Origin of the sequence: Gordonia abscondita (assembly GCF_032711245.1) — a bacterium.
Lineage (GTDB): Bacteria > Actinomycetota > Actinomycetes > Mycobacteriales > Mycobacteriaceae > Gordonia.
On the sequence record NZ_CP128986.1, the window covers coordinates 793680 to 816674 of the forward strand.

At 64.0% G+C, this 22995-nt stretch carries 24 protein-coding genes, 4 tRNA genes and 1 pseudogene; 11 read left to right on the forward strand and 18 right to left on the reverse strand.

Annotated elements, in window-relative coordinates; genetic code table 11:
* Position 1 precedes the first annotated feature (1 nt).
* The 11 genes from MP11Mi_RS03645 to MP11Mi_RS03695 form a co-directional block, all read right to left on the reverse strand.
* Positions 2 to 1351 (reverse strand): bifunctional adenosylcobinamide kinase/adenosylcobinamide-phosphate guanylyltransferase, encoded by a 1350-nt coding sequence (locus MP11Mi_RS03645; protein ID WP_420040955.1) that lies wholly within the window; start codon positions 1349 to 1351, stop codon positions 2 to 4.
* Between the two features lie 106 nt (positions 1352 to 1457).
* A complete protein-coding gene (rplA, locus tag MP11Mi_RS03650) occupies positions 1458 to 2174 on the reverse strand; it encodes a 50S ribosomal protein L1 (RefSeq protein WP_420040956.1) in 717 nt (238 codons plus the stop codon).
* Positions 2175 to 2288: 114 nt separating this feature from the next.
* A complete protein-coding gene (rplK, locus tag MP11Mi_RS03655) occupies positions 2289 to 2726 on the reverse strand; it encodes a 50S ribosomal protein L11 (RefSeq protein ID WP_420040957.1) in 438 nt (145 codons plus the stop codon).
* Positions 2727 to 2805: 79 nt separating this feature from the next.
* A complete protein-coding gene (nusG, locus tag MP11Mi_RS03660) occupies positions 2806 to 3660 on the reverse strand; it encodes a transcription termination/antitermination protein NusG (RefSeq protein WP_420040958.1) in 855 nt (284 codons plus the stop codon).
* Between the two features lie 83 nt (positions 3661 to 3743).
* On the reverse strand, positions 3744 to 4109 hold the full coding sequence (secE, locus tag MP11Mi_RS03665; RefSeq protein ID WP_420040959.1) for a preprotein translocase subunit SecE: 366 nt from the start codon (positions 4107 to 4109) through the stop codon (positions 3744 to 3746).
* A gap of 38 nt (positions 4110 to 4147) precedes the next feature.
* Positions 4148 to 4220, reverse strand: a tRNA-Trp gene (locus MP11Mi_RS03670).
* Positions 4221 to 4405: 185 nt separating this feature from the next.
* A complete protein-coding gene (locus tag MP11Mi_RS03675; RefSeq protein ID WP_420040960.1) occupies positions 4406 to 5494 on the reverse strand; it encodes a fused (3R)-hydroxyacyl-ACP dehydratase subunits HadA/HadB in 1089 nt (362 codons plus the stop codon).
* 268 nt (positions 5495 to 5762) lie between these two features.
* Complete coding sequence (gene rpmG / locus MP11Mi_RS03680) at positions 5763 to 5930, reverse strand: 50S ribosomal protein L33 (protein ID WP_183369950.1); 168 nt, start codon at positions 5928 to 5930, stop codon at positions 5763 to 5765.
* An 86-nt stretch (positions 5931 to 6016) separates the two neighbouring features.
* Positions 6017 to 6090: transfer RNA gene (locus MP11Mi_RS03685), tRNA-Met, on the reverse strand.
* Between the two features lie 37 nt (positions 6091 to 6127).
* Positions 6128 to 6200 (reverse strand) — tRNA-Thr (locus MP11Mi_RS03690).
* A gap of 123 nt (positions 6201 to 6323) precedes the next feature.
* Positions 6324 to 6404 (reverse strand) — tRNA-Tyr (locus MP11Mi_RS03695).
* Between the two features lie 128 nt (positions 6405 to 6532).
* Between MP11Mi_RS03695 and MP11Mi_RS03700 the strand changes: the two genes are divergently transcribed.
* Entirely contained in the window at positions 6533 to 7024 is a 492-nt protein-coding gene (locus tag MP11Mi_RS03700; protein ID WP_420040961.1) for a YajQ family cyclic di-GMP-binding protein, read from the forward strand.
* A 19-nt stretch (positions 7025 to 7043) separates the two neighbouring features.
* Here MP11Mi_RS03700 and htpX read toward each other — a convergent pair whose 3' ends face one another.
* Both htpX and MP11Mi_RS03710 read right to left on the reverse strand, forming a co-directional pair.
* A complete protein-coding gene (gene htpX / locus MP11Mi_RS03705; RefSeq protein WP_420040962.1) occupies positions 7044 to 7907 on the reverse strand; it encodes a zinc metalloprotease HtpX in 864 nt (287 codons plus the stop codon).
* A gap of 86 nt (positions 7908 to 7993) precedes the next feature.
* Positions 7994 to 9010 (reverse strand): polyprenyl synthetase family protein, encoded by a 1017-nt coding sequence (locus MP11Mi_RS03710; RefSeq protein ID WP_420040963.1) that lies wholly within the window; start codon positions 9008 to 9010, stop codon positions 7994 to 7996.
* 101 nt (positions 9011 to 9111) lie between these two features.
* On the opposite strand from MP11Mi_RS03710, the gene MP11Mi_RS03715 reads away from it, so the two are divergent.
* On the forward strand, positions 9112 to 10383 hold the full coding sequence (locus tag MP11Mi_RS03715) for a geranylgeranyl reductase family protein (RefSeq protein WP_420040964.1): 1272 nt from the start codon (positions 9112 to 9114) through the stop codon (positions 10381 to 10383).
* 29 nt (positions 10384 to 10412) lie between these two features.
* On the opposite strand, the gene MP11Mi_RS03720 is transcribed toward MP11Mi_RS03715, so the two are convergent.
* The 3 genes from MP11Mi_RS03720 to menD are packed head-to-tail and all read right to left on the reverse strand — an operon-like array spanning position 10413 to position 13225.
* Complete coding sequence (locus MP11Mi_RS03720) at positions 10413 to 11105, reverse strand: demethylmenaquinone methyltransferase (protein WP_420040965.1); 693 nt, start codon at positions 11103 to 11105, stop codon at positions 10413 to 10415.
* Positions 11106 to 11114: 9 nt separating this feature from the next.
* Positions 11115 to 11543, reverse strand: coding sequence for a hypothetical protein (locus MP11Mi_RS03725; protein ID WP_420040966.1), 429 nt, complete (start codon positions 11541 to 11543; stop codon positions 11115 to 11117).
* An 11-nt stretch (positions 11544 to 11554) separates the two neighbouring features.
* The gene (menD, locus tag MP11Mi_RS03730; RefSeq protein WP_420040967.1) at positions 11555 to 13225 is read right to left on the reverse strand and encodes a 2-succinyl-5-enolpyruvyl-6-hydroxy-3-cyclohexene-1-carboxylic-acid synthase; all 1671 of its coding nucleotides are present in this window, start codon (positions 13223 to 13225) and stop codon (positions 11555 to 11557) included.
* Positions 13226 to 13508: 283 nt separating this feature from the next.
* Here menD and MP11Mi_RS03735 point away from each other — a divergent pair, with 283 nt between their 5' ends.
* Both MP11Mi_RS03735 and MP11Mi_RS03740 read left to right on the forward strand, forming a co-directional pair.
* Positions 13509 to 14759 (forward strand): saccharopine dehydrogenase family protein, encoded by a 1251-nt coding sequence (locus tag MP11Mi_RS03735; RefSeq protein ID WP_420040968.1) that lies wholly within the window; start codon positions 13509 to 13511, stop codon positions 14757 to 14759.
* A gap of 22 nt (positions 14760 to 14781) precedes the next feature.
* A complete protein-coding gene (locus MP11Mi_RS03740) occupies positions 14782 to 15327 on the forward strand; it encodes a sugar O-acetyltransferase (RefSeq protein WP_420712861.1) in 546 nt (181 codons plus the stop codon).
* Positions 15328 to 15345: 18 nt separating this feature from the next.
* Here the strand turns inward: MP11Mi_RS03740 and MP11Mi_RS03745 are convergent, their stop codons facing one another.
* Positions 15346 to 16002, reverse strand: coding sequence for a PaaI family thioesterase (locus tag MP11Mi_RS03745; RefSeq protein ID WP_420040970.1), 657 nt, complete (start codon positions 16000 to 16002; stop codon positions 15346 to 15348).
* Positions 16003 to 16075: 73 nt separating this feature from the next.
* Here MP11Mi_RS03745 and MP11Mi_RS03750 point away from each other — a divergent pair, with 73 nt between their 5' ends.
* Positions 16076 to 17032, forward strand: a complete 957-nt coding sequence (locus tag MP11Mi_RS03750; protein ID WP_420040971.1) for a 1,4-dihydroxy-2-naphthoyl-CoA synthase — start codon at positions 16076 to 16078, stop codon at positions 17030 to 17032.
* A 68-nt stretch (positions 17033 to 17100) separates the two neighbouring features.
* Here MP11Mi_RS03750 and MP11Mi_RS18330 read toward each other — a convergent pair.
* Positions 17101 to 17301 (reverse strand): annotated as a pseudogene (locus tag MP11Mi_RS18330) (hypothetical protein); the annotation flags it as partial.
* Positions 17302 to 17512: 211 nt separating this feature from the next.
* Between MP11Mi_RS18330 and MP11Mi_RS03755 the strand changes: the two are divergent.
* The 6 genes from MP11Mi_RS03755 to MP11Mi_RS03775 all read left to right on the forward strand — a co-directional run bounded on the left by MP11Mi_RS03755 (position 17513) and on the right by MP11Mi_RS03775 (position 22912).
* The gene (locus MP11Mi_RS03755; protein WP_420040972.1) at positions 17513 to 17917 is read left to right on the forward strand and encodes a thermonuclease family protein; all 405 of its coding nucleotides are present in this window, start codon (positions 17513 to 17515) and stop codon (positions 17915 to 17917) included.
* Positions 17917 to 18057: a hypothetical protein gene (locus MP11Mi_RS18335; protein ID WP_420712862.1), complete on the forward strand. Its 141-nt coding sequence runs from the start codon at positions 17917 to 17919 to the stop codon at positions 18055 to 18057. Before MP11Mi_RS03755 ends, MP11Mi_RS18335 begins: the two co-directional genes overlap by 1 nt.
* 341 nt (positions 18058 to 18398) lie before the next feature.
* A complete protein-coding gene (locus MP11Mi_RS03760) occupies positions 18399 to 19082 on the forward strand; it encodes an MspA family porin (RefSeq protein ID WP_420040973.1) in 684 nt (227 codons plus the stop codon).
* A gap of 687 nt (positions 19083 to 19769) precedes the next feature.
* Positions 19770 to 20015, forward strand: coding sequence for a hypothetical protein (locus MP11Mi_RS03765; RefSeq protein WP_420040974.1), 246 nt, complete (start codon positions 19770 to 19772; stop codon positions 20013 to 20015).
* Between the two features lie 455 nt (positions 20016 to 20470).
* Positions 20471 to 20980, forward strand: a complete 510-nt coding sequence (locus MP11Mi_RS03770) for a hypothetical protein (protein ID WP_420040975.1) — start codon at positions 20471 to 20473, stop codon at positions 20978 to 20980.
* A 1410-nt stretch (positions 20981 to 22390) separates the two neighbouring features.
* A complete protein-coding gene (locus tag MP11Mi_RS03775; protein ID WP_420040976.1) occupies positions 22391 to 22912 on the forward strand; it encodes an SMI1/KNR4 family protein in 522 nt (173 codons plus the stop codon).
* The last annotated feature ends 83 nt before the right edge of the window (positions 22913 to 22995 follow it).

Sequence of the window (22995 nt, forward strand, 5' to 3'; positions counted from 1 at the left end):
CTCAAATGACGAGGGGACGCCCGGCGACCATCAACACCACAGTGTCGGAGACGTTCGCGATCGCGGCGTTGAGACGTCCCAGCTCGTCGCGGAACAACCGCCCCGAAGCCGTCGCAGGCACGACACCGCTGCCGACCTCGTTGCTGACGGCGATCACCGGCACCGCGCACTCCTCCCAGGCCGCCACCAGTTCGTCGACGTCGCGGCGCACACCGCTCAGGTCGCCGCCGCCCCAGACTCCGTGATAGTCGAGTCGGGCCGTGAGCCAGGTGCTCAGACAGTCGACGAGCACCGGAGTCATCGCCGTCCGCAGCACGTCGGCGACATGCGTCGTCTCCACCGTTGTCCACGACGCGGGTCGCCGCCGCTGATGAAGTTCGACGCGACGCGCCCACTCTGGGTCGTCCCCCGCCGCATCCTCCCCGCGCGGTCCGCCCGCGGCGACGTAGACGATGTCGGAGCGATCCGCGAACAGCTTCTCGGCGTACCGGGACTTACCCGACCGGGCGCCCCCGGTGACGAACACCCGCCGACCCCTCGAACTGGCCCCGCCGACTCGCACCGACTCACCGTCGCTACCCGGCCGGGCCCCCACCGCCCTCAAGCGCCGGTCGAGCGCGTCGATCGGCGGATTGTGGTGGCTCAAGTGCACCGCGACGACATCGGTCCGGTCCGTGACCGCTCCGACCTGCCGCATAGATCCGAGCATTGCTGAGAAGCCGTCGAACCCCAGGTGTCCCTCCGATTCGATCACGTGGTCGCCGAAGGTCTCCTCGAGAAACACCGTGTCGTACCGGGCGCAGGCTATCGCGTCGAACCAGGATCGCGGCCACGCCCCGGTGTCCGTCGCCCACAGCAGTCGCGTCCCGTCTGGGCCGGTCACGTCGTAAAGCACAGCGTCACCGTCGACGAACACGCGGTGCCGGGCCGGGAGGACGCGGATGTCATAACCGTCGAGTCGGAGTCGCTCACCCGCACCGACGGCGACAAACCGAACGGGATCGTCCGGTCCCACCCATCCGCGGCAGTCGACCAGTGCCTCGGCCGGCCCGACTACACACAGTTCGTCGAGTCCGGATATCCATGATCGCCACAGCAGTGCCTGCGGGCCCAGGTGGTCCGGGTGCGCGTGGGTGATCAACAGCAGCCGAACGCGTGCCAGCGAGCGACCGGCTCGCATCGCCGCACTCGGCGCTTCCGGGCCGCAGTCGAGCAGGAGCGTGTCGTCGACGAGCGCCGCCGTCTGTCCGCGGATATCCCGTCGTGCCGCCGCGTCGACACACGATGGGCAGGCGCAGAACGGGTTCGGCCAGCCGTCAGCGGCTCCGCTGCCGAGCAGAACGACGTCCATCGCACCTCCTCAGGTGTTCACCGATGCCGGTGAACACACGAAAGGCCCGGCAGAGTGTGCCGGGCCTTTCGTGTGTCTCGATCTATGCGATCGTGCGCAGTTCGTTTCAGGCCTGCTCTTCGCCCGTGAAGTTGCGCGTCACCGACGGATCGACCTGGATGCCCGGGCCGGAGTTCGTCGAGATCGTCACCTTCTTGACGTAGCGGCCCTTAGCGGCCGACGGCTTCGCACGCATAATCTCGTCGAATGCGGCGCCGTAGTTCTCGGCGAGCTTCGTCGTATCGAACGACGCCTTGCCGATCACGAAGTGCAGGTTCGCAGCCTTGTCGACGCGGAAGCTGATCTTGCCGCCCTTGATGTCGTTGACAGCCTTCGTCACGTCGTTAGTGACGGTGCCGGTCTTCGGGTTCGGCATCAGGCCGCGCGGGCCGAGGACACGCGCGATGCGGCCGACCTTGGCCATCTGATCCGGGGTGGCGATCGCGGCGTCGAAGTCGAGCCATCCGCCCTGGATCTTCTCGATCAGGTCTTCGGCGCCGACCTCGTCGGCGCCTGCCGCGGTCGCCTCGTTCGCCTTGTCGCCTGCGGCGAACACGATGACGCGGGCGGTCTTACCGGTGCCATTCGGCAGGTTGACGGTGCCGCGGACCATCTGGTCGGCCTTGCGCGGGTCGACACCCAGGCGGACGGCGACCTCGACGGTCGAGTCGGTGTTCTTCGACGACGTGTCTTTCGCGAGCTCAACAGCCTCCAGCGGGCTGTACAGGTTGTCGCGATCGATCTTCTCAACGGCGGCCTGGTAGGCCTTGCTCTTCTTGCTCATGCTCTGTTCCTTCTCCCCGCGGTACAGCGGGAGTTAGTGGTTAGTGGGCCGAGCACGGCCCTCCCACGGATGTATCTAGTTCTCTGCACGGACGGCAGAGGGATCGGCTAGCGATCAGCCTTCGACGGTGATGCCCATCGAACGCGCGGTGCCTGCGATGATCTTCGCTGCCGAGTCGACGTCGTTGGCGTTCAAGTCTTCGGCCTTGGTCTTGGCGATCTCGCGGACCTGGTCCATCGACACCTTGCCGACCTTGTTCGTGTGCGGAACACCCGAACCCTTCTGCAGGCCTGCGGCCTTCAGGAGCAGCTTGGCTGCCGGCGGGGTCTTCAACTTGAAGTCGAACGAACGGTCTTCGTACACGAAGATCTCGACCGGAATGACGTTTCCACGCTGGTTCTCGGTCGCGGCGTTGTACGCCTTGCAGAACTCCATGATGTTGACGCCGTGCTGGCCGAGTGCCGGACCCACGGGCGGAGCCGGGTTGGCCTGACCCGCCTGGATCTGGAGCTTGATGATCCCGGAGATCTTCTTTTTCTTCTTGGGAGGCATATCCTCTAGTCCTTTTTCCTACAGATCCGCGCACGCTGGATACGCGGAAGTCTCTTCATCGCATTCGGGTGGAAGGCCGTCAGATCTTCTCGACCTGGTTGAAACCGAGCTCGACCGGCGTTTCGCGGCCGAAGATCGACACCAGGACCTTCACCTTGCGCTGTTCTGTGTTCACTTCGCTGATCGAGGCCGGGAGAGTCGCGAACGGTCCGTCCATGACAGTCACCGACTCGCCGACCTCGAAGTCGACCTCGACGAGGTTCGACGCGGCTGCCGCGGCTGCCTCGACGCTCTCGCCCGCGTCCGCTGCCGCCTTCGCGGCCTGAGCCTTACGCACTTCCGCGCGGGGCATCAGGAACTGAAGGACTTCCTTCAGGGACAGCGGCGACGGACGGGAAGTCATGCCGACGAACCCGGTGACGCCCGGCGTGTTGCGGACTGCGCTCCACGAGTCGTCGTTGAGTTCCATACGCACCAGGATGTAGCCCGGCAGCACCTTGCGGTTGACCTTTTTCTGCTGGCCGTTCTTGATCTCGGTGACCTCTTCGGTCGGAACTTCGACCTGGAAGATGTAGTCGCCGACGTCGAGATTCTGGACGCGGGTCTCGAGGTTGGTCTTCACCTTGTTCTCGTAACCGGCGTACGAGTGGATGACGTACCAGTCACCCGGCTGGCGGCGCAGTTGCGCTTTGAATTCGGCGACCGGGTCGACCTCGACTTCAGGTTCCGCGACTTCAGGTTCCGCGACATCGGCCTCTGCGACGTCGGCTTCTGCGACGTCGGCCTCTGCGGCCTCCACTTCAGGGGCCTCCGGTGCGGCATCTACGACGGGGTCGGCACTTGCAGCGTCGACCGTGGTCTCCGCCTGCACAGCATCGTCGGGCATCGCGTCGCCGGCCTCCGGCGATTCGATTTCGTTCTCCGGGGTGCTCACTGCGCCCAACTCCTTCATTCTCAGACCGGACCGAAAGGCCCGCTAGTTCTCCGGGAGGTTCGCCCCGCAACGTAGTTCGGCCGTCAGCCGAACACCTGCAACATCAGTTTCGCGAAACCGATGTCGAGACCCGCGATGATCGCAGTCAAGACCACGAGAAACGCGAGCACCGCGATCGTGTAGCTGACCATGTCATTGCGGGTCGGCCACACGACCTTGCGCATCTCGCTGACGACCTGCTTGAGGAACACCCAGATGCGGACGAACGGATTTCGGCTGGTCGATGGTGCGGCTTCCGCTGCGCGCGACTTGGTCGCAACCGCGGTGCCACTGTCGGCCCGACGGCCGCGCGCCGAGCGTTTGCCGCTCGGACGCAGTTCATCGGCCCGGATGTCGTCGACGTCGATCGAGTCGTCGACGTCGCCGGCCTTGCGATCCCGCTTGGCCACCTTCTCACCGATCCCTTCGTATGCATTCTGCCCGAGGGCAGGGGCGACAGGACTTGAACCTGCAACCTGCGGTTTTGGAGACCGCTGCTCTGCCAGTTGAGCTACGCCCCTTTGTACCGGATGCGCATCCGATACCGTCCAGCGCTTAACAACACCAACGCGCCACCCTTTGGGCAGCGCGCAAGTCTAAGAGCATCAGACCTAAGTAGTGTAGAGCACGTCGGCGGTCGGACCCAACTCCACCCGGTAACACCAGGTGAAAGCGGACCCTCACCGCACGCTCACCCGATCGCGAGTCAGCCGAACTGAACGTGAGCCTGTGCGCGGCCGAAAATCTTTCGATCCCCCTGCTTGGCGACGAGAGCGACCACACCGCGGCGGGTCGCCGGATCGAGCGACTTGACCTTTCCGGTGAAATCGATCTCCGCGTAGCCGACCGCAGGCACATAGACGGGGCTGGTGAAACGGACGTTGTACTCGTACACGGCCGCCGGATCACCAACGAAATCACTGATTACGCTGGCTCCGATACCCATCGTCTGCATACCGTGCGCCACCATGCCGTCCAGTCCCGCCGACGTCGCGACCTCAGGCGAGAAGTGGATCGGATTCGGGTCGCCCGCAACGCCCGCGAAGTTCACCAGATTGCCGAGCGTCAGCTTCTTCGTGACCGCAGGCAGCGACTGGCCGACCTCAAGCGAATCGAAATCGATGGCACCATACGGTTTCGGCTCGACGACCGGATCGGGATCGCTATACCGGTCGAACGGCCCGAAGACTGTCTGCGCGCTCTGCGGCTCACGGTCGATCGTCATCATCACGTGTTCGAGCTTGTCCAGGACGTCAGGGTCGACGTCGACCGACGGCCGAGCAACCAGCGAGGTGAACGTCGTCATCACCGGCTCGTGATGCTGATTCCACACGATGTTCTTCGTGACCATCATGTCGGTGCCCATCGACTGACGGAACGATTCGAGAGAGACGTCGCAGATCAGTTGGTCGCCGACCTTGACCGGCTGGTGGAAGATCAACCGCTGATCGCTCTGCATCACCTGCCACACGTCGTATCCGGTGACGACATCCTCGAACAGGCGACGTTGCGCGATGATCCCGAGTACCGAGATGTACGTCGGCGCCGCGATCAGCGTGTCGTGGCCGAGCCTGGCGGCGAGGGTCTCGTTCCAATGGGCTGGGTGGTCGGACTGGACCGCCCGCGCATGTTTACGAACCTCTTCTCGCCCCACCTCGTAGAAGTCGTCGACGGTGTAGTTGTAGCCGACCATCGCCCTGGTGTGTTCGGCGATCTCCTCCGGAGTCATCTTCTCTCCGGACTTCAGTCTCTCGATCCGCGCCAGGACCTCTGAATCATCGATCTGATCTGTCATCGCCCATACACTCCTCACACGGCACCCATCGTGGGCCGCTGTCCACGCCAGCCGGCAGGGCTGTGCCGCCTGAACTCCCTCTTCTCTTGTCCGTCCTTCTCTTGATCGCCTCCGTCACACGCAGTCATACTCTCGGGGACTGAGACACGATCGTTACACATTGTGGCTCTACATCACGTTTGGACGCCACGAAAGCGGGCCACCTCGCGTGAGGTGGCCCGCTTTCGAAAGTGTTAAGTCTCCTACACGCGCGAAGCGCGAGTCAGGGTCAGCGCGACTCTTTGTGCGCCTGGTGAGTTCCGCAGTTCGGGCAGAACTTCTTCAGCTCGAGGCGGTCGGGGTTGTTACGCCGATTCTTCTTGGTGATGTAGTTGCGGTGCTTGCACACCTCGCATGCCAAGGTGATCTTCGGCCGGACATCGGTTGAGGAAGCCACTTTGTTTGCCTACTTTCGCGTCTTGCAGTTGTCGGGCCGTATCGCGACCCTGCCTCGGGCCGGGGCGTGCACCGGTGATCGATGTGTAGCGGTGGGGGGACTCGATCCCCCGACCTCACGATTATGAGTCGTGCGCTCTAACCAGCTGAGCTACACCGCCCTGTCGGTCCCGAAGCCGTGTGGCTGCGAAACCAGCGAGCCCCCTGACGGAATCGAACCGTCGACCTTTTCCTTACCATGGAAACGCTCTACCGACTGAGCTAAGGGGGCGAACTTGTCACCCGGCGACGTCGCCGCCACCGTGTACTCAAGAGCCTCAACGAGGTTACACATACGGACACCGAGAAACCAAAACCGCTGGTCGTCGTAGATCTGTACAAGTTGACTCGCTTGTGGCAGATATAGGATTCGAACCTATGTAGCTTGCGCGACGGATTTACAATCCGCTCCCTTTGGCCGCTCGGGCAATCTGCCATTCGTCGCCACGCTCCGGACGTCCACGCATGCGAGGAACACCCAGTGAGGGCAACGGCGACTAGAATACAACGAACCTCCCATGTCCATGCAAATCTGCTGCTCAGGCACCGTGTACTGTTCGGTGCATGGCTGATTCCTCATTCGACATCGTGAGCAAGGTCGACCGTCAGGAGGTCGACAACGCACTCAACCAAGCGGGCAAAGAACTGTCACAGCGGTACGACTTCCGCGGCACCAACACCGGCATCGACTGGTCGGGCGAAGAGAAGATCGTGATCACCTCAGACGCCGAGGAGCGCGCCCTCGCAGCCCTCGAAGTCTTCAAAGAGAAGCTGATCCGCCGCGACATCTCGTTGAAAGCGTTCGAAGCCGGCGAACCCGCGTCCTCCGGCAAGACGTTCAAGATCTCCGGCGACATCGTCGAAGGCATCGATTCCGAGCACGCCAAGAAAATCTCCAAGAAGATTCGCGACGAAGGCCCCAAGGGCGTCAAAGCGCAGATTCAGGGCGACGAACTGCGCGTCTCGTCCAAGAAGCGCGACGACCTACAAGGGGTTATCGCATTGCTCAAGGGTGAAGACTTCGGGATCGCTCTGCAGTTCGTGAACTACCGCTAGCTGCGGCCCGGCAGGTGGCCTATTGCCCCATCTTGCGGGCCATGGCCTCCAGTCTGGCGATGCGCTCCTCCGTCGGCGGGTGAGTGGAGAAGAAGCGCGACAGCTTCTCCCCTGCCCGGAACGGGCTCTCGATCATGAGGTGCGACTGCGTCGTCAGATCCGGTGTCGGTGGCAGCGGGGCTGCCTGAATACCGCCCGAGATCTTGTTCAAGGCGGAGGCGAGCGCGAGCGGATCGCCGGTGAGTTCGGCACCCGACTCGTCGGCCTGGAATTCGCGTGAGCGCGAGACCGACATCTGGATGACCGCTGCGGCGACGGGGCCGAGGAGTGAGACGAGGATCATCGCGAACGGGCTCGGACCGTTGTCGCGATTGCCACCGAACATACCCATCCACATCGCCATGTTCGCCAGGCCGGTGATGACCGCGGCCATCGCGCCCGCGATGGAGCTGATGAGGATGTCGCGGTTGTAGACGTGCGAGAGCTCGTGGCCGAGCACGGCGCGCAGCTCACGTTCGGTGAGCAACTCCATGATCCCCGAGGTGCAGCACACGGCAGCGTTCTTCGGGTTCCGCCCGGTAGCAAAGGCATTCGGCGACTCCGTCGGACTGATGTACAGCGCAGGCATCGGTTGATGGGCCTGCGTCGCGAGTTCGCGGACGACCCGGTACAGCGCGGGTGCCTGAACCTCCGTCACGGGTTGCGCGTGCATGGCCTTGAGCGACAGCTTGGCGCTGTTGAAGTAGGCGTACGCGTTGGTGCCGACCGCGAGTAGCACGGCGACGATCAGGATCGTCTTGTTGCCGAATGCCGCCCCGATGCCGACGATGATCGCCGACATGGCGCCCATCAACGCAGCCGTCTTGAGCCCGTTGAAATGCACCGTGCCTCCTGTATGCGTTCGAAAGTGTCTATCTTCTCAACGCGCGGCGCCGACGATCAGTTCCAGATGGAAGTGATAGTCACGTCTCAGCCGATGCGGTCGACCGTGTAGCGGACGAGCGAGGTGAACGCATCATTGGCGTCTCCAGCCGGGAGGGTCGCGAGGAGTGCGGTGGCCTCCTCGGACATCTCCTGCAGTTTCGCGCGCGCTGCGACCATCCCGTCCGACGCGACCAGCAGATGGAGCGCTTCATCCACCTCGGCGTCGTCGGTGACGGCACGCGGTGTTCCAGCCGTCTGATCGACGAGGAGTTCCGTCAGTCGCTCCGTGTCAGGCCCGTCGCCTGCGAGCGCATAGATGACCGGCAGGGTGTGGACGCCCTCACGCAGGTCAGTGCCCGGAGTCTTGCCGGAGTCACCGGTCACCGACGCGATGTCGATGATGTCATCGGAGACTTGGAACGCGGTGCCGATGATGTCGCCGAGGCGGGTCAAGGTCCTGATGGTGGCGTCGTCAGCGCCCGCAGACATCGCGCCGAACCGTCCCGCGGCAGCGATCAACGAGCCGGTCTTCTCCCAGACAACACGCAGATAGTGATCGACGGGGTCCGCGCCGCGCGCGCCGACGGTCTCACGCATTTGGCCGGTGACCAGTTCGGCGAACGTGTCGGCGATGATGCGGACGGCGTCGGGACCGAGCGTCGACACCAGGTGCGAGGCGCGGGCGAACAAGAAGTCACCCGCCAGGATCGCCACCGAGTTGGACCAGCGCGCGTTCGCCGACTGCGCGCCGCGACGCAACGGAGCCTCATCCATGACGTCGTCGTGGTAGAGCGTTGCGAGGTGGGTCATCTCCAGGACGGTCGCCGACGTAATGACGTCGCGGTTCTCTGGCTCCGGTCCGAAGTGTGACGCCAGGATCGCGAACATAGGACGGAAACGTTTGCCGCCGGCCTTCGCGAGGTGAGTCGCGGCGTCGGTGAGAATCTCGTCGCCCGACGACAGTTCAGTGAGGAGCAGTTCTTCGACGTCGGCGAGCGAGGTCCGGACCTGGACAGCGAACTCGCCTGTGCCGAGGTCCAATCCCGCGAATGTTGACTTCACTGGTGTTCGAGCCCCACTTCGTTCCGTTCCTGCCACCGCGGGTTCGGGCGGCGTTGCACACCAGCAGCCTAGCCGCTGGCGGCGGACGACATACTGGTCGGGTGACGACCGTAACGCCCGCCGACGACAATCCGCCTCCCGCGATCCCAGCGCGCGTCGACTTGTTGGTGGTCGGTGCCGGTCCGGCAGGCGCTGCTGCCGCCGCACGCGCGGCTCGCCAAGGCATGGACGTCGTCCTCCTCGACGCAGCTGTGTTCCCGCGAGACAAGACGTGCGGCGACGGCCTGACGCCCCGCGCCCATTCGGCAATGAACGCGCTCGGAATGGGCGAGTTTCTGGCGGACCGCCCCCGCATCCGCGGACTCGAACTGAACGGGTGGGGTGCTCGCCAGCGGGTGCAATGGCCGTCGTCGCCGTTCGGTCCGATCGGAACCGCGGTGTCTCGGTTGGAGCTCGACGACGCGATCCGGCGTTTCGCCGTCGAGCACGGGGCCCGCATGGTGGAGGGCACGAAGGCAATCGGCGTCCAGGTGACGGGCGGCCGGATCGAATCGGTGACGCTCGCGCGCGGCGATGAACGCTCGCAGATCTCCGTGAAGAATGTGATCGTTGCCGACGGCGTCCGGTCCGGCCTCGGCAAATCGCTGGGGCGGCAATGGCATCGCGACACGGCGTACGGCGTGGCAGCGCGATCGTATGCGCTGTCCGAGCGGTCGGACGCCGAGTGGATGGGCTCGCACCTGGAATTGCGGGGACCCGACGATGAACTGTTGCCCGGCTACGGCTGGGTGTTTCCACTGGGCGGCGGACTGGTGAACGTGGGCGTCGGCGCGTTGGCGACGGCGAAACGTCCCGCATCCATGGCGTTGCGTCCGGTGTTGGAGCATTACGCCCGCATGGTTGGCGACGAATGGGCGTTGACGGCGCCGCCCGAGCGAGTCACGTCGGCGCTGCTGCCGATGGGCGGCGCGGTGTCGGGTATCGCGGGCGCGAACTGGATGTTGATCGGCGACGCCGCAGCCTGCGTCAACCCGTTGAACGGCGAGGGCATCGACTACGCGCTGGAGACCGCGGAAGCCGCGGTCGCGATGCTCGACACCGCGAGCGACTTCTCAAGCGCGTGGCCGGCACATCTGCGCAGCGAGTACGGGGCGGTGTTCGCCGCCGCACGTCGCGCGGCAGGCCTGCTGACCCTCCCTCAGACCGTTCCCCTGCTGGGCAGGCCCGGCATCCGATCGGCGACGCTGATGTCGACGGTCGTCCGGGTGATGGGCAATCTCCTGACGCCGGAAGACACCGACGTGATCGCCCGCGCGTGGCGCGCCACCGGCCGAGCCACGTCGAAAGCCGAGTCCCGGCCCCCGTTCACCTAGGTCGAGTCGCCCGGTCGCGGCGCTCGCCGTTACGGACGTCGTCCGTAATGGATGGCCGCGATCCCGCCCGTTTGGTTCGTCCACCCGACGTCTGTGAAGCCCGCCGCGGACAGCTTGGCCGCCAACCGTTCCTGGTCGGGCCATTCCCGGATCGACTCGGCGAGGTACACGTAAGCGGCGGGGTTGGACGACACCTTCGTCGCGACCGCGGGGAGCGCCTTCATCAGGTATTCCATGTAGACGGTGCGGAATGGCCGCCACGTGGGGGTGGAAAACTCACAGACCGCGAGCCGTCCGCCGGGTTTGAGGACGCGTCGCAGTTCGCGCAACGCGAGGTCGACGTCGTTGACGTTGCGAAGCCCGAACGAGATCGTCGCGGCGTCGAACGACTCGTCGGCGAACGGAAGATGAAGGGCATCGGCGGCGACCTTCGGCATGTCACGCCGAGCATTCGCCCGAAGCATCCCGAGGGAGAAGTCGGCGGCGACGCAAGTGGCCCCGGACGTCCGGAGCTCCTCGGTCGAGACGGCAGTGCCCGCGGCGAGATCGAGAACGACGTCGCGTGGGCGGAGGCGGAGCGCTTTACGCGTGTTACGACGCCAGAGCCGGTCCTGACCGAAGGAGAGAACCGTATTGGTGATGTCGTAGCGTTTGGCGACGCCGTCGAACATCTCAGCGACTTCGGACGGCTTCTTGTCCAGGCCTGCGCGGTCTCCACTCATGCGTCGAGACTATCTGCGGCGCGTTCGGCGCCCTACTTCGGCCACGGCCACCATAAGGACGATCAGGACGATCCAGCCTGCTCCGATGATCGAAAGCGCAGGCTTGATCGACAGGGACGCTCCGCGGCCCGCCGGGCGGGCGAGGGTGTCGGGGTCCGACGCGTCGTAGTCGACGAGGATCCGTTGTCCGGTAGACAACTGCGTCGGATAGAGAAGGCCAAGTTTGGGGTTCCGGAGCACGCCGTCGGGGGTGACGAAGTTGACGGCGGCGTGGAGTCGGTCGGCGGAGATGACCTCAGCGACCGCGGTGGCCTTGTTGGCGTCGATCTTGGCGTCGTTGCGGTGCGCGCCCGCGACGATGACCACACCGATCAACGTCACGATGACGCCCAGTGCGGCGAGCGCGAGCTGCACACGTCTTTGCACGGTGGTCGTCATGGGCTACGAGGTTACCGGGTGGTCGGGTCGACTCGTGCGACGATCCGGTCGTGGAGGGCACGGAGCCCGTCTCGGTTAGTCGAGACCTCGACGACTTCGATGCCGCCTTCGGGTTCGGGTTCGGCGAGGACTCCGGGCAGACCCGCGAGGTCGGTGCGGCGGTGCCCGATGTGGAATCCGGCGCAGAGTGCGGCGAGATCGGTACGGTGCGGCGTACCGAACACCCGCTCGTAGACACCCGTGTAGTCGCCGGTGTCGAACCGCGGATCGCCCTGTTCGAGGAGGCTGAATATCCCGCCTCCATCGTCGTTCGCGACGACGATCCGCAGATCGGTCGGGCGGGGCTCGGCGGGCCCGATGAGGAGGCCGGTGGCGTCGTGAACGAAGGTGAGGTCACCCATGAGCGCGACGGTCCGCTGCCCCGGGGCCGCGGTGAGCGCGGCGCCGATCGCAGTGGCGTTGGTGCCGTCGATACCTGCGACACCCCGGTTCGACATGACTACGACGCCGTCGGCCATCCGGCCAGCGAGTGCGATGTCGCGGACCGGGTTGGATGCTCCGACGACGAGGCGGTCACCGGATTTCATAACTGACGCGACGGTGTGGGCCACGTGAATCCCGGTCGTGGTGTCGGCGGCCGCGAGCTCGGCGTGGACCGCCGCGACGACACGGGCGTCGACGTCCGCCGCTTCGTCGATCCACCCCGGACGCGGTGCGGCGGTCGGTTCGGCACGAGTTCCGGTGGCGCGGACATTGCCCGATACGTCGGGCCAGCGCGGACCGGTCGTGAGAGCGAAGACGTCGACCGCCGGGTCGGCGAGCAGTCGGGACACCGACCGGTGGAGGGTCGGCCGTCCGCAAATGATCGCCTGCTGGGGTTTCAGATCGCGCAAAGCCAACGGGTGCAGCGGATTCTGCGGTGTTGGCGCGGTCGGCTCGGCGACAGTGGGTAGGGCGGCGAGTTCGGGGTGGACTCCCGCACCGTGCCCGGACACGACGACGGTGTCGCGCGACAAATCGATCTCGAGCGCGATGTCGAGCCGTCCGACGGGCGCGTCGGTCCAGGGTCCGCCGTCCGGGCGACCGGCGAACCTGCTCCCGGCGAGACCGACGTCCGGGTCGTCGCCCGCATCGGGGACGAGCGGTTCGCGGAGTGGGATGTCGAACTGAACCGGTCCAGCGTTGCCGGTACGGGCGCCTCGCGCGGAGGCGAGGACGCGGCCCACCGCCGACCGCCACTGCGAGTTGGTGTCGAGATCGCGTTCCGCGAGCCCGAGACTGATAGCGGCGCGGACCTGGGTGCCGAAGATGCCGAACTGTTCGACGGTCTGGTTGGCGCCCGAGCCGAGGAGTTCGTAGGGACGGTTCGCGCTGACCACGACGAGGGGAACGCGCGCATAGTTGGCTTCGAAGACCGCCGGGCTCATATTGGCGACTGCGGTCCCACTGGTCATCACGATGGGGACTGGCGTAGCCGAGGCGACAGCGAGGCCGAGCGCGAGAAAGCCTGCCGAACGCTCATCGATTCGCACGTGCAGACGGAGTCGTCCTTGTTGGTGTGCAGCATGCAGGGCGAACGCGAGCGGCGCGTTGCGCGAGCCGGGACACAGTACAGCGTCCCGGACGCCGCAGCGGATCATCTCGTCGACGATCACGCGGGCCTGCAGTGTGGACGGATTCATGGCTGCCACACTATGCGTCGCGCTCTCGCGTGCATTCATGAGCTTCGACTCCGACCGCGCCCTGCCGAGAATCATCACGCGCGCCTATGGAATGCCATGATGGGCGAACGACGTGACCGCGTGGCGCACCATTGTTCTGGGTTGATCGCGGATTTCGGCTTCATCTCGACGGACACGTTCCACGCGGACCAGACTCCACCCGCGTGCCCGGTTTGCACGGTGATCTGACACACCGTCGTCTCACCTCTCCACAGCCGCGCTCGTCCCGGCTACGCTCGACTCCATGAGTCGCGAATTCGACGTGGTCGTTTACGGAGCAACAGGTTTCGTCGGCGAACTGACCGCGAGATATCTCGCCCAGTACGCACCGGCGGACACGAAGATCGCGCTGGCCGGGCGGTCGGAGACCAAGCTCGCGGCGGTCCGCCGCAGGCTCGGCGACAACGCAGCGGCGTGGCCGTTGGTCGTCGCCGACTCGGATTCGCCTGCGTCACTCGACGCGATGTGTGCACGTACCCGAGTGGTGTGCACAACCGTCGGCCCGTACCTGCGGTACGGCGAGAACCTGGTGATCGCTGCGGCGACTGCGGGCACCGACTACGTGGACCTCACCGGTGAGGTGCCGTTCGTGCGCTACTCGATCGACAAGGCCGACGAGACCGCGCGCGGGTCCGGGGCACGTATCGTTCACTCGTGCGGATTCGACTCGGTCCCTTCGGATCTCGGCGCATACCTACTGCACCGGAAGATCGCTGAGGACGGCGCGGGCGAGATGACCGACACGACAATGGTGCTCGCGTCGATGCGCGGCGGAGCGTCCGGCGGCACTATCGACTCGGTACGGGTGATCGCCGATCAGGCGAAGGACGCGCAGACTCGCCGTCTCCTGTTGAACCCGCAAGCATTGTCGGGCGGTCCCGGCGACACTCCGCGCGCGGGCATGAACTCCGAACCGAGCGACATCTCCCCCGTCGACGCCCGAAAGGTCGACCCGTCGCTGAGAGGCACCCTGGCCCCGTTTTTCATGGCGTCGTACAACACGCGGATCGTTCGACGCTCCAACGCTCTACTCGACGGCGCCTACGGCGACGCGTTCCGCTACCAGGAGACGATGGCGGTGGGCGGCGTCGCCGGCCTGTCCGCGTTGTTGGCGGGCACCGTGTCGGTCGGCACCGGCGCGTTCCTGGGTGCGATGAGCTTTCGCCCCACTCGCAAGATCCTCGACTACCTCCTCCCGAAGCCGGGCGAAGGGCCCGCCGAGAAGTCGCGCGAAGCTGGCCATTTCGTTACCCAGACGTTCACCCGCACCACGACTGGACGCCGGTACCGATCCCAGATGCGCGCCCACGGCGACCCTGGCTACAAGGCGACCGCGGTCATGCTCGGCGAGAGTTCACTCGCCCTCGCCCTGGACCGCGACGAACTTCCCGACCGCTGCGGCGTCCTGACTCCGGCCGCGGCGATGGGCGACGTCCTCGCCGACCGACTCCGCACCGCGGGATTCGTCGTCGAAGCGCACGAGTTGGTCGACTGACACGGTGACCGACGTAGACGCCATGCTGTCGGGCGAGTGGTACCTGGACAGTCCGCGTCTACGCGCACTACGGGACGCGTGCGGGTCGTCGTTGGATCGGTTCAATGCGCTCGCCGCCCCCGATCACCACGGACGAATCGCGATCGCACGCGAGCTGTTCGCAGAGTTCAGCGACGGCGCCGAAGTGGTCCCGAGGCTTCGATGCAGTTACGGGTTCAACATCGCGATCGGTGCGGGCTCCTTCGTAAACGCGAACGCCTTCCTGATGGACGACGGCCCGATCACGCTCGGCGACCACGTCCGTATCGGCCCGGCCGCGAATCTCGCGACCGCATTGCATCCGATCGACGACCACGCGCTGCGCCGTGCCGGATACGAACGCACCGCGCCCATCGTCATCGGCGACAACTGCTGGCTCGGTTCCAACGTCACTGTGGGCGCGGGTGTGACGATCGGCCGCAACACGGTCGTCGGTGCGGGCAGCGTCGTCGTGCGCGATCTGCCCGATCACGTCGTGGCGGTGGGCTCGCCCGCGGTCCCCATCAGAGACCTGTCCGTCGAGAAGTAGCTCCGCCCCGTGTCTGAATCAGGGTTGGCCGGGCTTGAGCGCGATGAAAAGCGAGTCGAGGTCCGCGCACAACCGGTCACCCTCGTGCAGGGTGCCCTTCACGAAGAGTTTGCGACCTTCATGGCGGTCCACCCAGGTCTTCAGGACTAGCGGAGTATTCAACGGGGTCAGTGACCGGTAGTTCACCGTGAGGTATGCGGTCCGTGCGACGCCGCCGGTCCGGAGCGCGGACGCCATACCGCCGAGGTCATCGAACGCGACGGCAACGTGTCCACCATGCGCGACACCGTTGCCTCCGAGGTGAAAGTCCCCGAACGTCACTTCGGCTTCGACGCCGTCGGGGCCGCCGTCTTTAATCTCGTAGGGCGGCAGCGTGATGTTGCCGCGCGACGGGAGGTCGATGCGGGTACCCGACGGAGTGGTCCACTCGTCGACGAGCATCGTGTCGAGCTTGGCGTTGAGCCTGCGCAGATCTTCGATGACCTCATCGGCCAGTTCTGGCGTCGGGGACGCGTATCGGACCTTGCCCATGAAGCTGCGGACCTGTTCGATCATCTCGCCGTAGCGCGGGCCCCCGCGATCGGTTGTGATCTGCAGGTCTGCACGGAAACCGCCTTCGTGCGGCGAGTCGTCGCTAGCAGGAATGTCCCACTCGTGCTTGGAAGTTTCCGTCATCGCCCCACCGTATCCGCAGTTTGCCCGACGTCACCGCGCGCCCCTGTGGTTGACCGGCGATAGGCTCGACCGTATGACTGACCCGAATAATGCCCCGTTCGACCCGACGCAGTGGAAGTCGGTGCACGGCTTCGACGATCTCACCGACATCACCTATCACCGTCATGTCGGCGAGGGCCGGGCAAACGGGATCGTGCGGATCGCGTTCGACCGCCCCGAAGTCCGCAACGCGTTCCGCCCGCACACCGTCGATGAGTTGTACCGGACGCTCGACCATGCGCGTCGCTCCCCCGACGTCGGCACCATCCTGCTGACCGGCAACGGCCCGTCGCCGAAGGACGGCGGATGGGCGTTCTGCAGCGGCGGCGACCAGCGCATTCGCGGACGCAGCGGCTACCAGTACGCGACGAGCCACGACTCGAACGTGCAAGAGGCGACCGTCGACGGCGTCGACGCCGCACGTGTGAAGGCCGAAGGCGGGCGCCTCCACATCCTCGAAGTGCAGCGTCTGATCCGCACCATGCCGAAGGTCGTCATCGCTGTCGTCAATGGGTGGGCGGCAGGCGGCGGGCACTCGCTGCACGCGGTGTCCGACTTGACGCTCGCCTCGCGCGAGCACGCCCGCTTCAAACAGACCGACGCCGACGTCGGCAGTTTCGACGCCGGCTACGGCAGCGCCTACCTCGCCAAACAGGTCGGTCAGAAGTTCGCGCGGGAGATCTTCTTCCTCGGCGAGGCTTACGACGCCGAGACTATGCACCAGATGGGTGCGGTGAACCGCGTCGTCGACCACGCCGATCTGGAGAGCACCGCGATCGAATGGGGACGGAAGATCAATTCGAAGTCGCCGACCGCGCAACGCATGCTCAAGTACGCGTTCAATCTGGCCGACGACGGCCTGATGGGTCAGCAGGTGTTCGCAGGCGAGGCGACCCGCCTGGCGTATATGACCGACGAGGCAGTCGAAGGTCGCGACGCGTTCCTGGAGAAGCGCGAGCCGAATTGGGACGACTACCCCTATTACTACTGAGGGACAATCCTGACCTGCACTATCGACCCGTTTCGAGGCGTTCCGTCCGCAGTGCGTCCGCAGTAGATTCAGCGACCGTCGTCATCAGACCGGCTGTCGCCGCCCTCTGCGGTCGGCCACAGGTGCGAGTAGGTGGATAGCGCCGTCGTGGCGTTCGAGTGCCCGAGGTCCCGCTGGACGGTCACGACGTCGCATCCGGCAGCGATATGCCCGGACGCGTAAAAGTTCCTCAGATCGTGGAGACGGCAGTCGACGCCCGCGGCCTTCCTGGTCTTGCGCCAGCGTCAACCAACACGATTGTCGAACCACGGCACTCCATCGCCGTCCGAGAACAGCCTGCGGTCGAGCCCCCGTCAGGCGTCCACCGAGCGACATGCTCGGACAGCGCGGTAACGAGTTCGCCAGGGAGGCCCACAGACACCCGCGGTCGCAGCCGACCACGTCCTTGCCGCCGCCACCTACATCGCCGAACAGCTCTGCGTGCACAGATGGAACACCGGCGACAGCGGGCAAGACCGCCAATACTTCGCCACCCAGATGACACTGCTGGTCGGCTGCGGAGCGATCGCGAGTAGCAACACTCCCCTGCCCGCGACTCGGCCAGCCGAATCAATGTCCGGGCCCGTCACGGTACGCAACGTCGTCGATGGCGACACCATCGATGTCCAGACAGTCCGCGGAGTCGAGCGGGTGCGCCTGATCGGGGTCGATGCGCCCGAAACGAAGAAGCCGCGAACACCGGTGCAGTGCTGGGGCGTAGAGGCGACGCGGACCATGCGGAGTCTCGTCGAGGACCGCTACGTTCAGCTCGAATACGACAACGTCGCGGGGCACACGACAAGTACGGGCGCACGCTCGCATACGTCCGGATCGATAACACCCTGATCAACGGTGAACTGATCCGCCTTGGCAGCGGTCGACAGTATGCGTTCAACAACCAGAACTACCGGTATCGCGCAGCCTTCGAGGACATGGAGCACACCGCTCACGACAGGCACGCCGGCCTGTGGGGTGCGTGCGACTGACATACCGCGGATGGTGAACACCGCTCGCGGTAGCCGTTGGCCGACAGGCCGATCGAGGCGCGAACCGGCACACTTTGCGTGCCACTCCCGCACCGATCCTGTCCGGTCCGGACACGACTTTGTCCGGACCGGACAAAAAGTCCCGTGTCCTGACCTGCGGATTCGCAGAAATATCGTGTCGTGCGTTTGCGGGCGGATTGCTGCGGGTATCGAATGGCGCATGGGAATCATTACTCCCGGATAGACCGACCCGAGATGCATGTCGCGTGGTCGGGGGGAACCGTTACGCAGCGCTCACGAAAACCGCTGCGTCCATGACTAGGACAAGGGGAGGATCCGTCATGTCGCGACGAATCACCAGAGGACTACTACTCGCCGTCATCGCCGCGTTCGCGTTGGCGTCCAGTTTGCTCGCCGGGCCAGCGGACGCCCGCACCCATCACACGCGTGAAGGTGTCGACATCACACTGACCGCGTCGAAACTCAAAGCCAAGAAGATCCCCGCACTGGATTCTTCGCCGTTCTCCGGTGAAGCCCTGTTGTCCTCGGACGTGCACGCCGGACTCAAAGGCATCGACGGGAAGACTGTGCGGGCCACGGTCGAGGTCGGCTACAAGATCGGCTACCCGGTGTCGGTCGCACCGAACGGTGTGAAGGTCACCGCGCACACCCCGGAGCTCAAACTGACCGGTGGAGTGAACGCCAAGATCGCTCCGGAAGTCACGATCTCCGGTTCCGGTGGGGGCGGCAAGATCGGTGAGATCGGCGGCGAACTCGGCGCCGAAGCAACCGTGATCCCCGCAGCAGACCTGCAGTTCGAGGTCGGCGCGGGCAAAATCACCACCGTCACACTCGCCGACATCGCGTTAACCAAGCCGGTAGCTGACATCGTGCTGTCCGGTATCGAGTTGAACGTCTCCAATGCAGTCGGGCCGATCAGCGTCCGACCCTTCGCCAAAATCTCAGTCACCACCGAGACCGGCGTCTACGTGTACTACGACCACGGGCCCACCAGCCGCATCTAAAGAGACGGGAAACAGATGCGCACCACCCAACAATCAATCCGGCCGGACCGCGGCACCCTGTGGGGCATGCTCATCGCGATAGCAGCGATGATCATGGTCCTCGCGCTCGCCGCAGCACTGGCACCCTCGGCATCGGCGGAGACACCCGCTGAACGATGCAAACGAGAGACATCGGCCTATATCACAGCGTGGGCAGCGATCGGGAAGAAGCCGCCCGTGCCCTACAAGTGCGGCGGGCGTAATCAGCCGCCACCCACGCTGTCGCCAACAACACCAGAAGAAGAATCCGACGAGACGACCGGACCGTCTGTGGCCCCGGAGACAGACGTTCCCGACAGTGGTCCGAGCATGAACCCGCCGACAGAACGGCGAGAGCTTGAACACCCAAACCGGGGGCAACCTACGATAGGGCCCACGTCGACGTCTGCACCGCGGGGGTCCGGGACGTCGCGCCCCACTACGAAACCCCGCCCGCCGTCGAGTGCCCCGAGATCGGATATTGCCACGGCAAATGCGGCAGCACCTTGCCTGCTGTTCACAGATGAGAGTGGGTGTTCCGGTCGGACGGGAGATCTCATCGCGTCCGGCATCGTTCATCCGGCAGGATGGTGCCTCGGTCCGCACCGAGACGACGGCAGCTGCAAACTATCGCCCAGGTATACCTGGGATATGTCCCACGATCTGAGCGTGAGGATGCAGAAGGCCGCTGACTCTGCGACACAGTATGCATTCGCCGGGACTTGCTCCGGCATTGTCGCCCTCTATACAAGCGAAACAGGACCAGGAGCAATTGTCGCCGCGCTCGGAGCTGGAGCGCTGTGCGCCGCTATTTACGAACTGGTCAAGGAGGACCCCACCCCGCTCAAGGAGAACGAGCACTACCGGATCATAATGAGCGCCGGAAATCTGAGTGGTGGGCGCATTGCATGGTAAGATATGCCGATGATTAGGCCACATTCAAAATCACGGTATTTCGCTCTTGGAATATCGGTGATGATACTGGCAATCATCCAGGCCCGATCTTCGTCCATCGACCCCATGCTCACTATTGTGGTGTTCACTTCCGCTGTGTACCTCGTGTATGTTGCGGTCGGTCACGTCATCGAGTCGCGGTCAATTTCAGGAGATGGGGGCCCGAAGTAATGCCCCACCCCGCCGCTATCGCGTTGTTCGTGCTCGGTGCCATCGTTTACGCGGTGAGAGGGAGGCGGAGTAGCGATAGCACTGATACCGATCGATCACCGATCGGATATCTACCGTGCTACGCGTTACTGCTATACGCGATCGGAATATCGTCAACAATTGCTATCTGTTCACACCGAGTCGGTGAATACCACGTAGGGGCAGGTGCGGCCACCGCAATCCTGTCAGCTTTAGGAGTTGAATTTATGATCCCTGAAAGGATTCCGTACAAGGTTATTGTCGGAGTATTGACAGTTATATTCGCCGCCATAATAGGAATCGTTTACGCAAACCCCGGAACGTCCGTAGCAGACAAGCAGGACAACGATTCTGCGGCTACTGAACTGTCCGCCCAGAACGCCTCTTACATAGACAGTGACGCCGCAGTAAAGGGGGCCGTCAAAAAGTTCCTTACGTCACTATCTACAGGCGACATTAAAACTGCGCGGCAGCTATCGTGCGGCGACATTGAGAAGTCGCTCTCCGCACAGGGTGCGGCTCAGCGAATCCGAGCGGAGAGTAATCGGTATCGCCGCGGCGTTGAACTGTACCAGTTGACCGCCACCCGCAACGAGGACAGCGCCGTTGCCAGAGGGGTCCTGGTACGACGGAAAGCAGAGTCCGACCAGGGATGGGCCATTCCCACCGAATTCCACCTGACCAAGAAGGACAGGAACGCGTGGCAGGTATGTTCGTACCGAGATTCAGAGAAGTAGTCTGTGCTCACTGAGGCGATCGAGAAGCATCGACGCTAGGACAGCACACAAATCAAGGTCCATAGGAATACCTGCGGACGCCCCTCTAAGTAGCCTGGTTACAAGTTCAGCACTGTAACCGCGAAGCAGTCCCTCGCCTACCCCTTCGGGTGAGGGACTGCTTCGCGTCTCCTGCCAGATCCGTCTGCCTCCAGCCTGAGCGCTACGATCGATGCCTCTACACCCGAGTACCGGATGTACTCGTACTAACTTCAAAAAGTACGACTCTCAATCCGAGAGCGAGGTGTGGGCAAGACGTTCTACCCGGTGGCCTCCACGTCGAACCGCGAAAGTAGGTGGGGCATGAACAGAATCAGTAAAAGTCGATCTTTGATTGTGTCCATCGCTATTAGATCGATCATTCTTATTGTTGCCGCACTGTGGTTCGTCGGAGTTCGTCTTTTCGGGGACGACGCGCCACCCACGTCTGCAGGGGACCGTGCCCGGACCTGGAACTGTGACTCAACGGGACGAGTTGCGCTTTGCAGACATGTCCGGGGTGACTATGTCATCACTGTTGAACAAGATCGACTCCAGTAGCGGCGATCAGGGGTCCAGATTTGTGATCCATAAAGTCCCCCTACAGCCAGTTGTGTCCTTGCCCGACAGCCAGCAAGTCGTAGGACCCGTCTGCGGCGAGGCAGTAAGGGGAAACCCATCCCAGACTCAACTATGGCTCGGCGTCTACCCCGCCAGAACCGTCAGCCCCGACGTTCTGAAGGCTAAAGCGCACACCGACCAGGGGATCGCGTTCAACAAACCGCTACGTGATGCAGTCCCTGAATGCACAGGAACCGTAGTCACCATCCGCGTTGATCGTCCGTAGCTCCGCGCCGAGCCTAACCGCTACGGTCATCATCTCCCAAGGAATCCGCATGGACGCCGACGCTGCACGTACCTGCGATTGCCGCTAAGCCAAAAGCGAAGCGACAGTAACCAGACCGCGGGCAGTTCGGGGCTCCCCCTCGCTCCGAATTGCCCGCATGGCGGTGGCGGGGTAATCGAGTTAGTCGATCTCTACCAGGGTCACAGAACGCCTGTGATACTCCCGCCGCCGCACCTACGAGACCAGCAGATCCATTTCAACAATCGCCAAAATCTCAGTCACGACTGAGACCACACCTCGGAGGGGCGTAACGCTCTGATCGGCGCGGCCACCGCACTCCCCGGCACGGTCAATCAGTCGATCGGAGCTCAAGCGCTCGCATACCCTGTCGGATACCGCAACAGATTGTTCGTACCGGGCAGTTGGACGAATGCTAAGTGCATGCCGTCCGCGTCCCCGAATGGAGGTTAAGAGCTATGGTCAATTGGCGAGCAATCATCGACACGCAAGTCGCGCTTCATACGCGCCTAATGGACCTTGGGTTCTTGTCTCACAAGACCGTCGTTGGTGCGCCTGCGTCTGAGGCGTCAATTAGGGCTGCTGAAGAGCGTATTGGCTTCCGTATCGACGCTGGCTACCGCGACTTCTTGACGGTGGCCAGCGGGTGGCGACAACAGCAGGAAGTCTGGAATCTACACTCGGCCGAGGAGCTCGGCGACGACATCCTCATCGAAGCACCCGACCCTACCCAACCGATGTACCGCCTACCGTGGGCCGAAGCCATCGACCTGCGCCAGCACACGTGGGGGATCGGGATGGCAGAGCTTGAGTTTCCTCCGGAGATCGTCGACTGGGACGAGGTGATCCCCGTCGGCGGTACCGACGGCCTTGGCGGATGCATCTACATGCTCTGCACCCCGCTGGACGAATCGCCCCGCGCTCCGGGCCCGATCTTCGTGATCACGCCAGGCTTCGTAGAACGGTACGAGACCTTCACCGAGTACCTCGAAGCTGGTATAACCGAAGATCGCGAACTCATCGCCAATCCGTCACTGTGGCAAACATAGACCACCACGACGCGCCTGTCTGTCTACGGTATTCGGTGACGGCCTACTCGGCTTCGCCTCGAAAGTACTGTGTCATCACTGTT

Excerpts from the sequence above, each read along its gene's own strand:
- MP11Mi_RS03645 (WP_420040955.1), bottom strand. The coding sequence starts at position 1,351 with ATGGACGTCGTTCTGCTCGGCAGCGGAGCCGCTGACGGCTGGCCGAAC.
- rplA (WP_420040956.1), bottom strand. The coding sequence starts at position 2,174 with ATGAGCAAGAAGAGCAAGGCCTACCAGGCCGCCGTTGAGAAGATCGAT.
- rplK (WP_420040957.1), bottom strand. The coding sequence starts at position 2,726 with ATGCCTCCCAAGAAGAAAAAGAAGATCTCCGGGATCATCAAGCTCCAG.
- MP11Mi_RS03675 (WP_420040960.1), bottom strand. The coding sequence starts at position 5,494 with ATGACAGATCAGATCGATGATTCAGAGGTCCTGGCGCGGATCGAGAGA.
- MP11Mi_RS03700 (WP_420040961.1), top strand. The coding sequence starts at position 6,533 with ATGGCTGATTCCTCATTCGACATCGTGAGCAAGGTCGACCGTCAGGAG.
- MP11Mi_RS03720 (WP_420040965.1), bottom strand. The coding sequence starts at position 11,105 with ATGAGTGGAGACCGCGCAGGCCTGGACAAGAAGCCGTCCGAAGTCGCT.
- MP11Mi_RS03725 (WP_420040966.1), bottom strand. The coding sequence starts at position 11,543 with ATGACGACCACCGTGCAAAGACGTGTGCAGCTCGCGCTCGCCGCACTG.
- menD (WP_420040967.1), bottom strand. The coding sequence starts at position 13,225 with ATGAATCCGTCCACACTGCAGGCCCGCGTGATCGTCGACGAGATGATC.
- MP11Mi_RS03735 (WP_420040968.1), top strand. The coding sequence starts at position 13,509 with ATGAGTCGCGAATTCGACGTGGTCGTTTACGGAGCAACAGGTTTCGTC.
- MP11Mi_RS03740 (WP_420712861.1), top strand. The coding sequence starts at position 14,782 with ATGCTGTCGGGCGAGTGGTACCTGGACAGTCCGCGTCTACGCGCACTA.
- MP11Mi_RS03745 (WP_420040970.1), bottom strand. The coding sequence starts at position 16,002 with ATGACGGAAACTTCCAAGCACGAGTGGGACATTCCTGCTAGCGACGAC.
- MP11Mi_RS03750 (WP_420040971.1), top strand. The coding sequence starts at position 16,076 with ATGACTGACCCGAATAATGCCCCGTTCGACCCGACGCAGTGGAAGTCG.
- MP11Mi_RS03760 (WP_420040973.1), top strand. The coding sequence starts at position 18,399 with ATGTCGCGACGAATCACCAGAGGACTACTACTCGCCGTCATCGCCGCG.
- MP11Mi_RS03770 (WP_420040975.1), top strand. The coding sequence starts at position 20,471 with ATGATCCCTGAAAGGATTCCGTACAAGGTTATTGTCGGAGTATTGACA.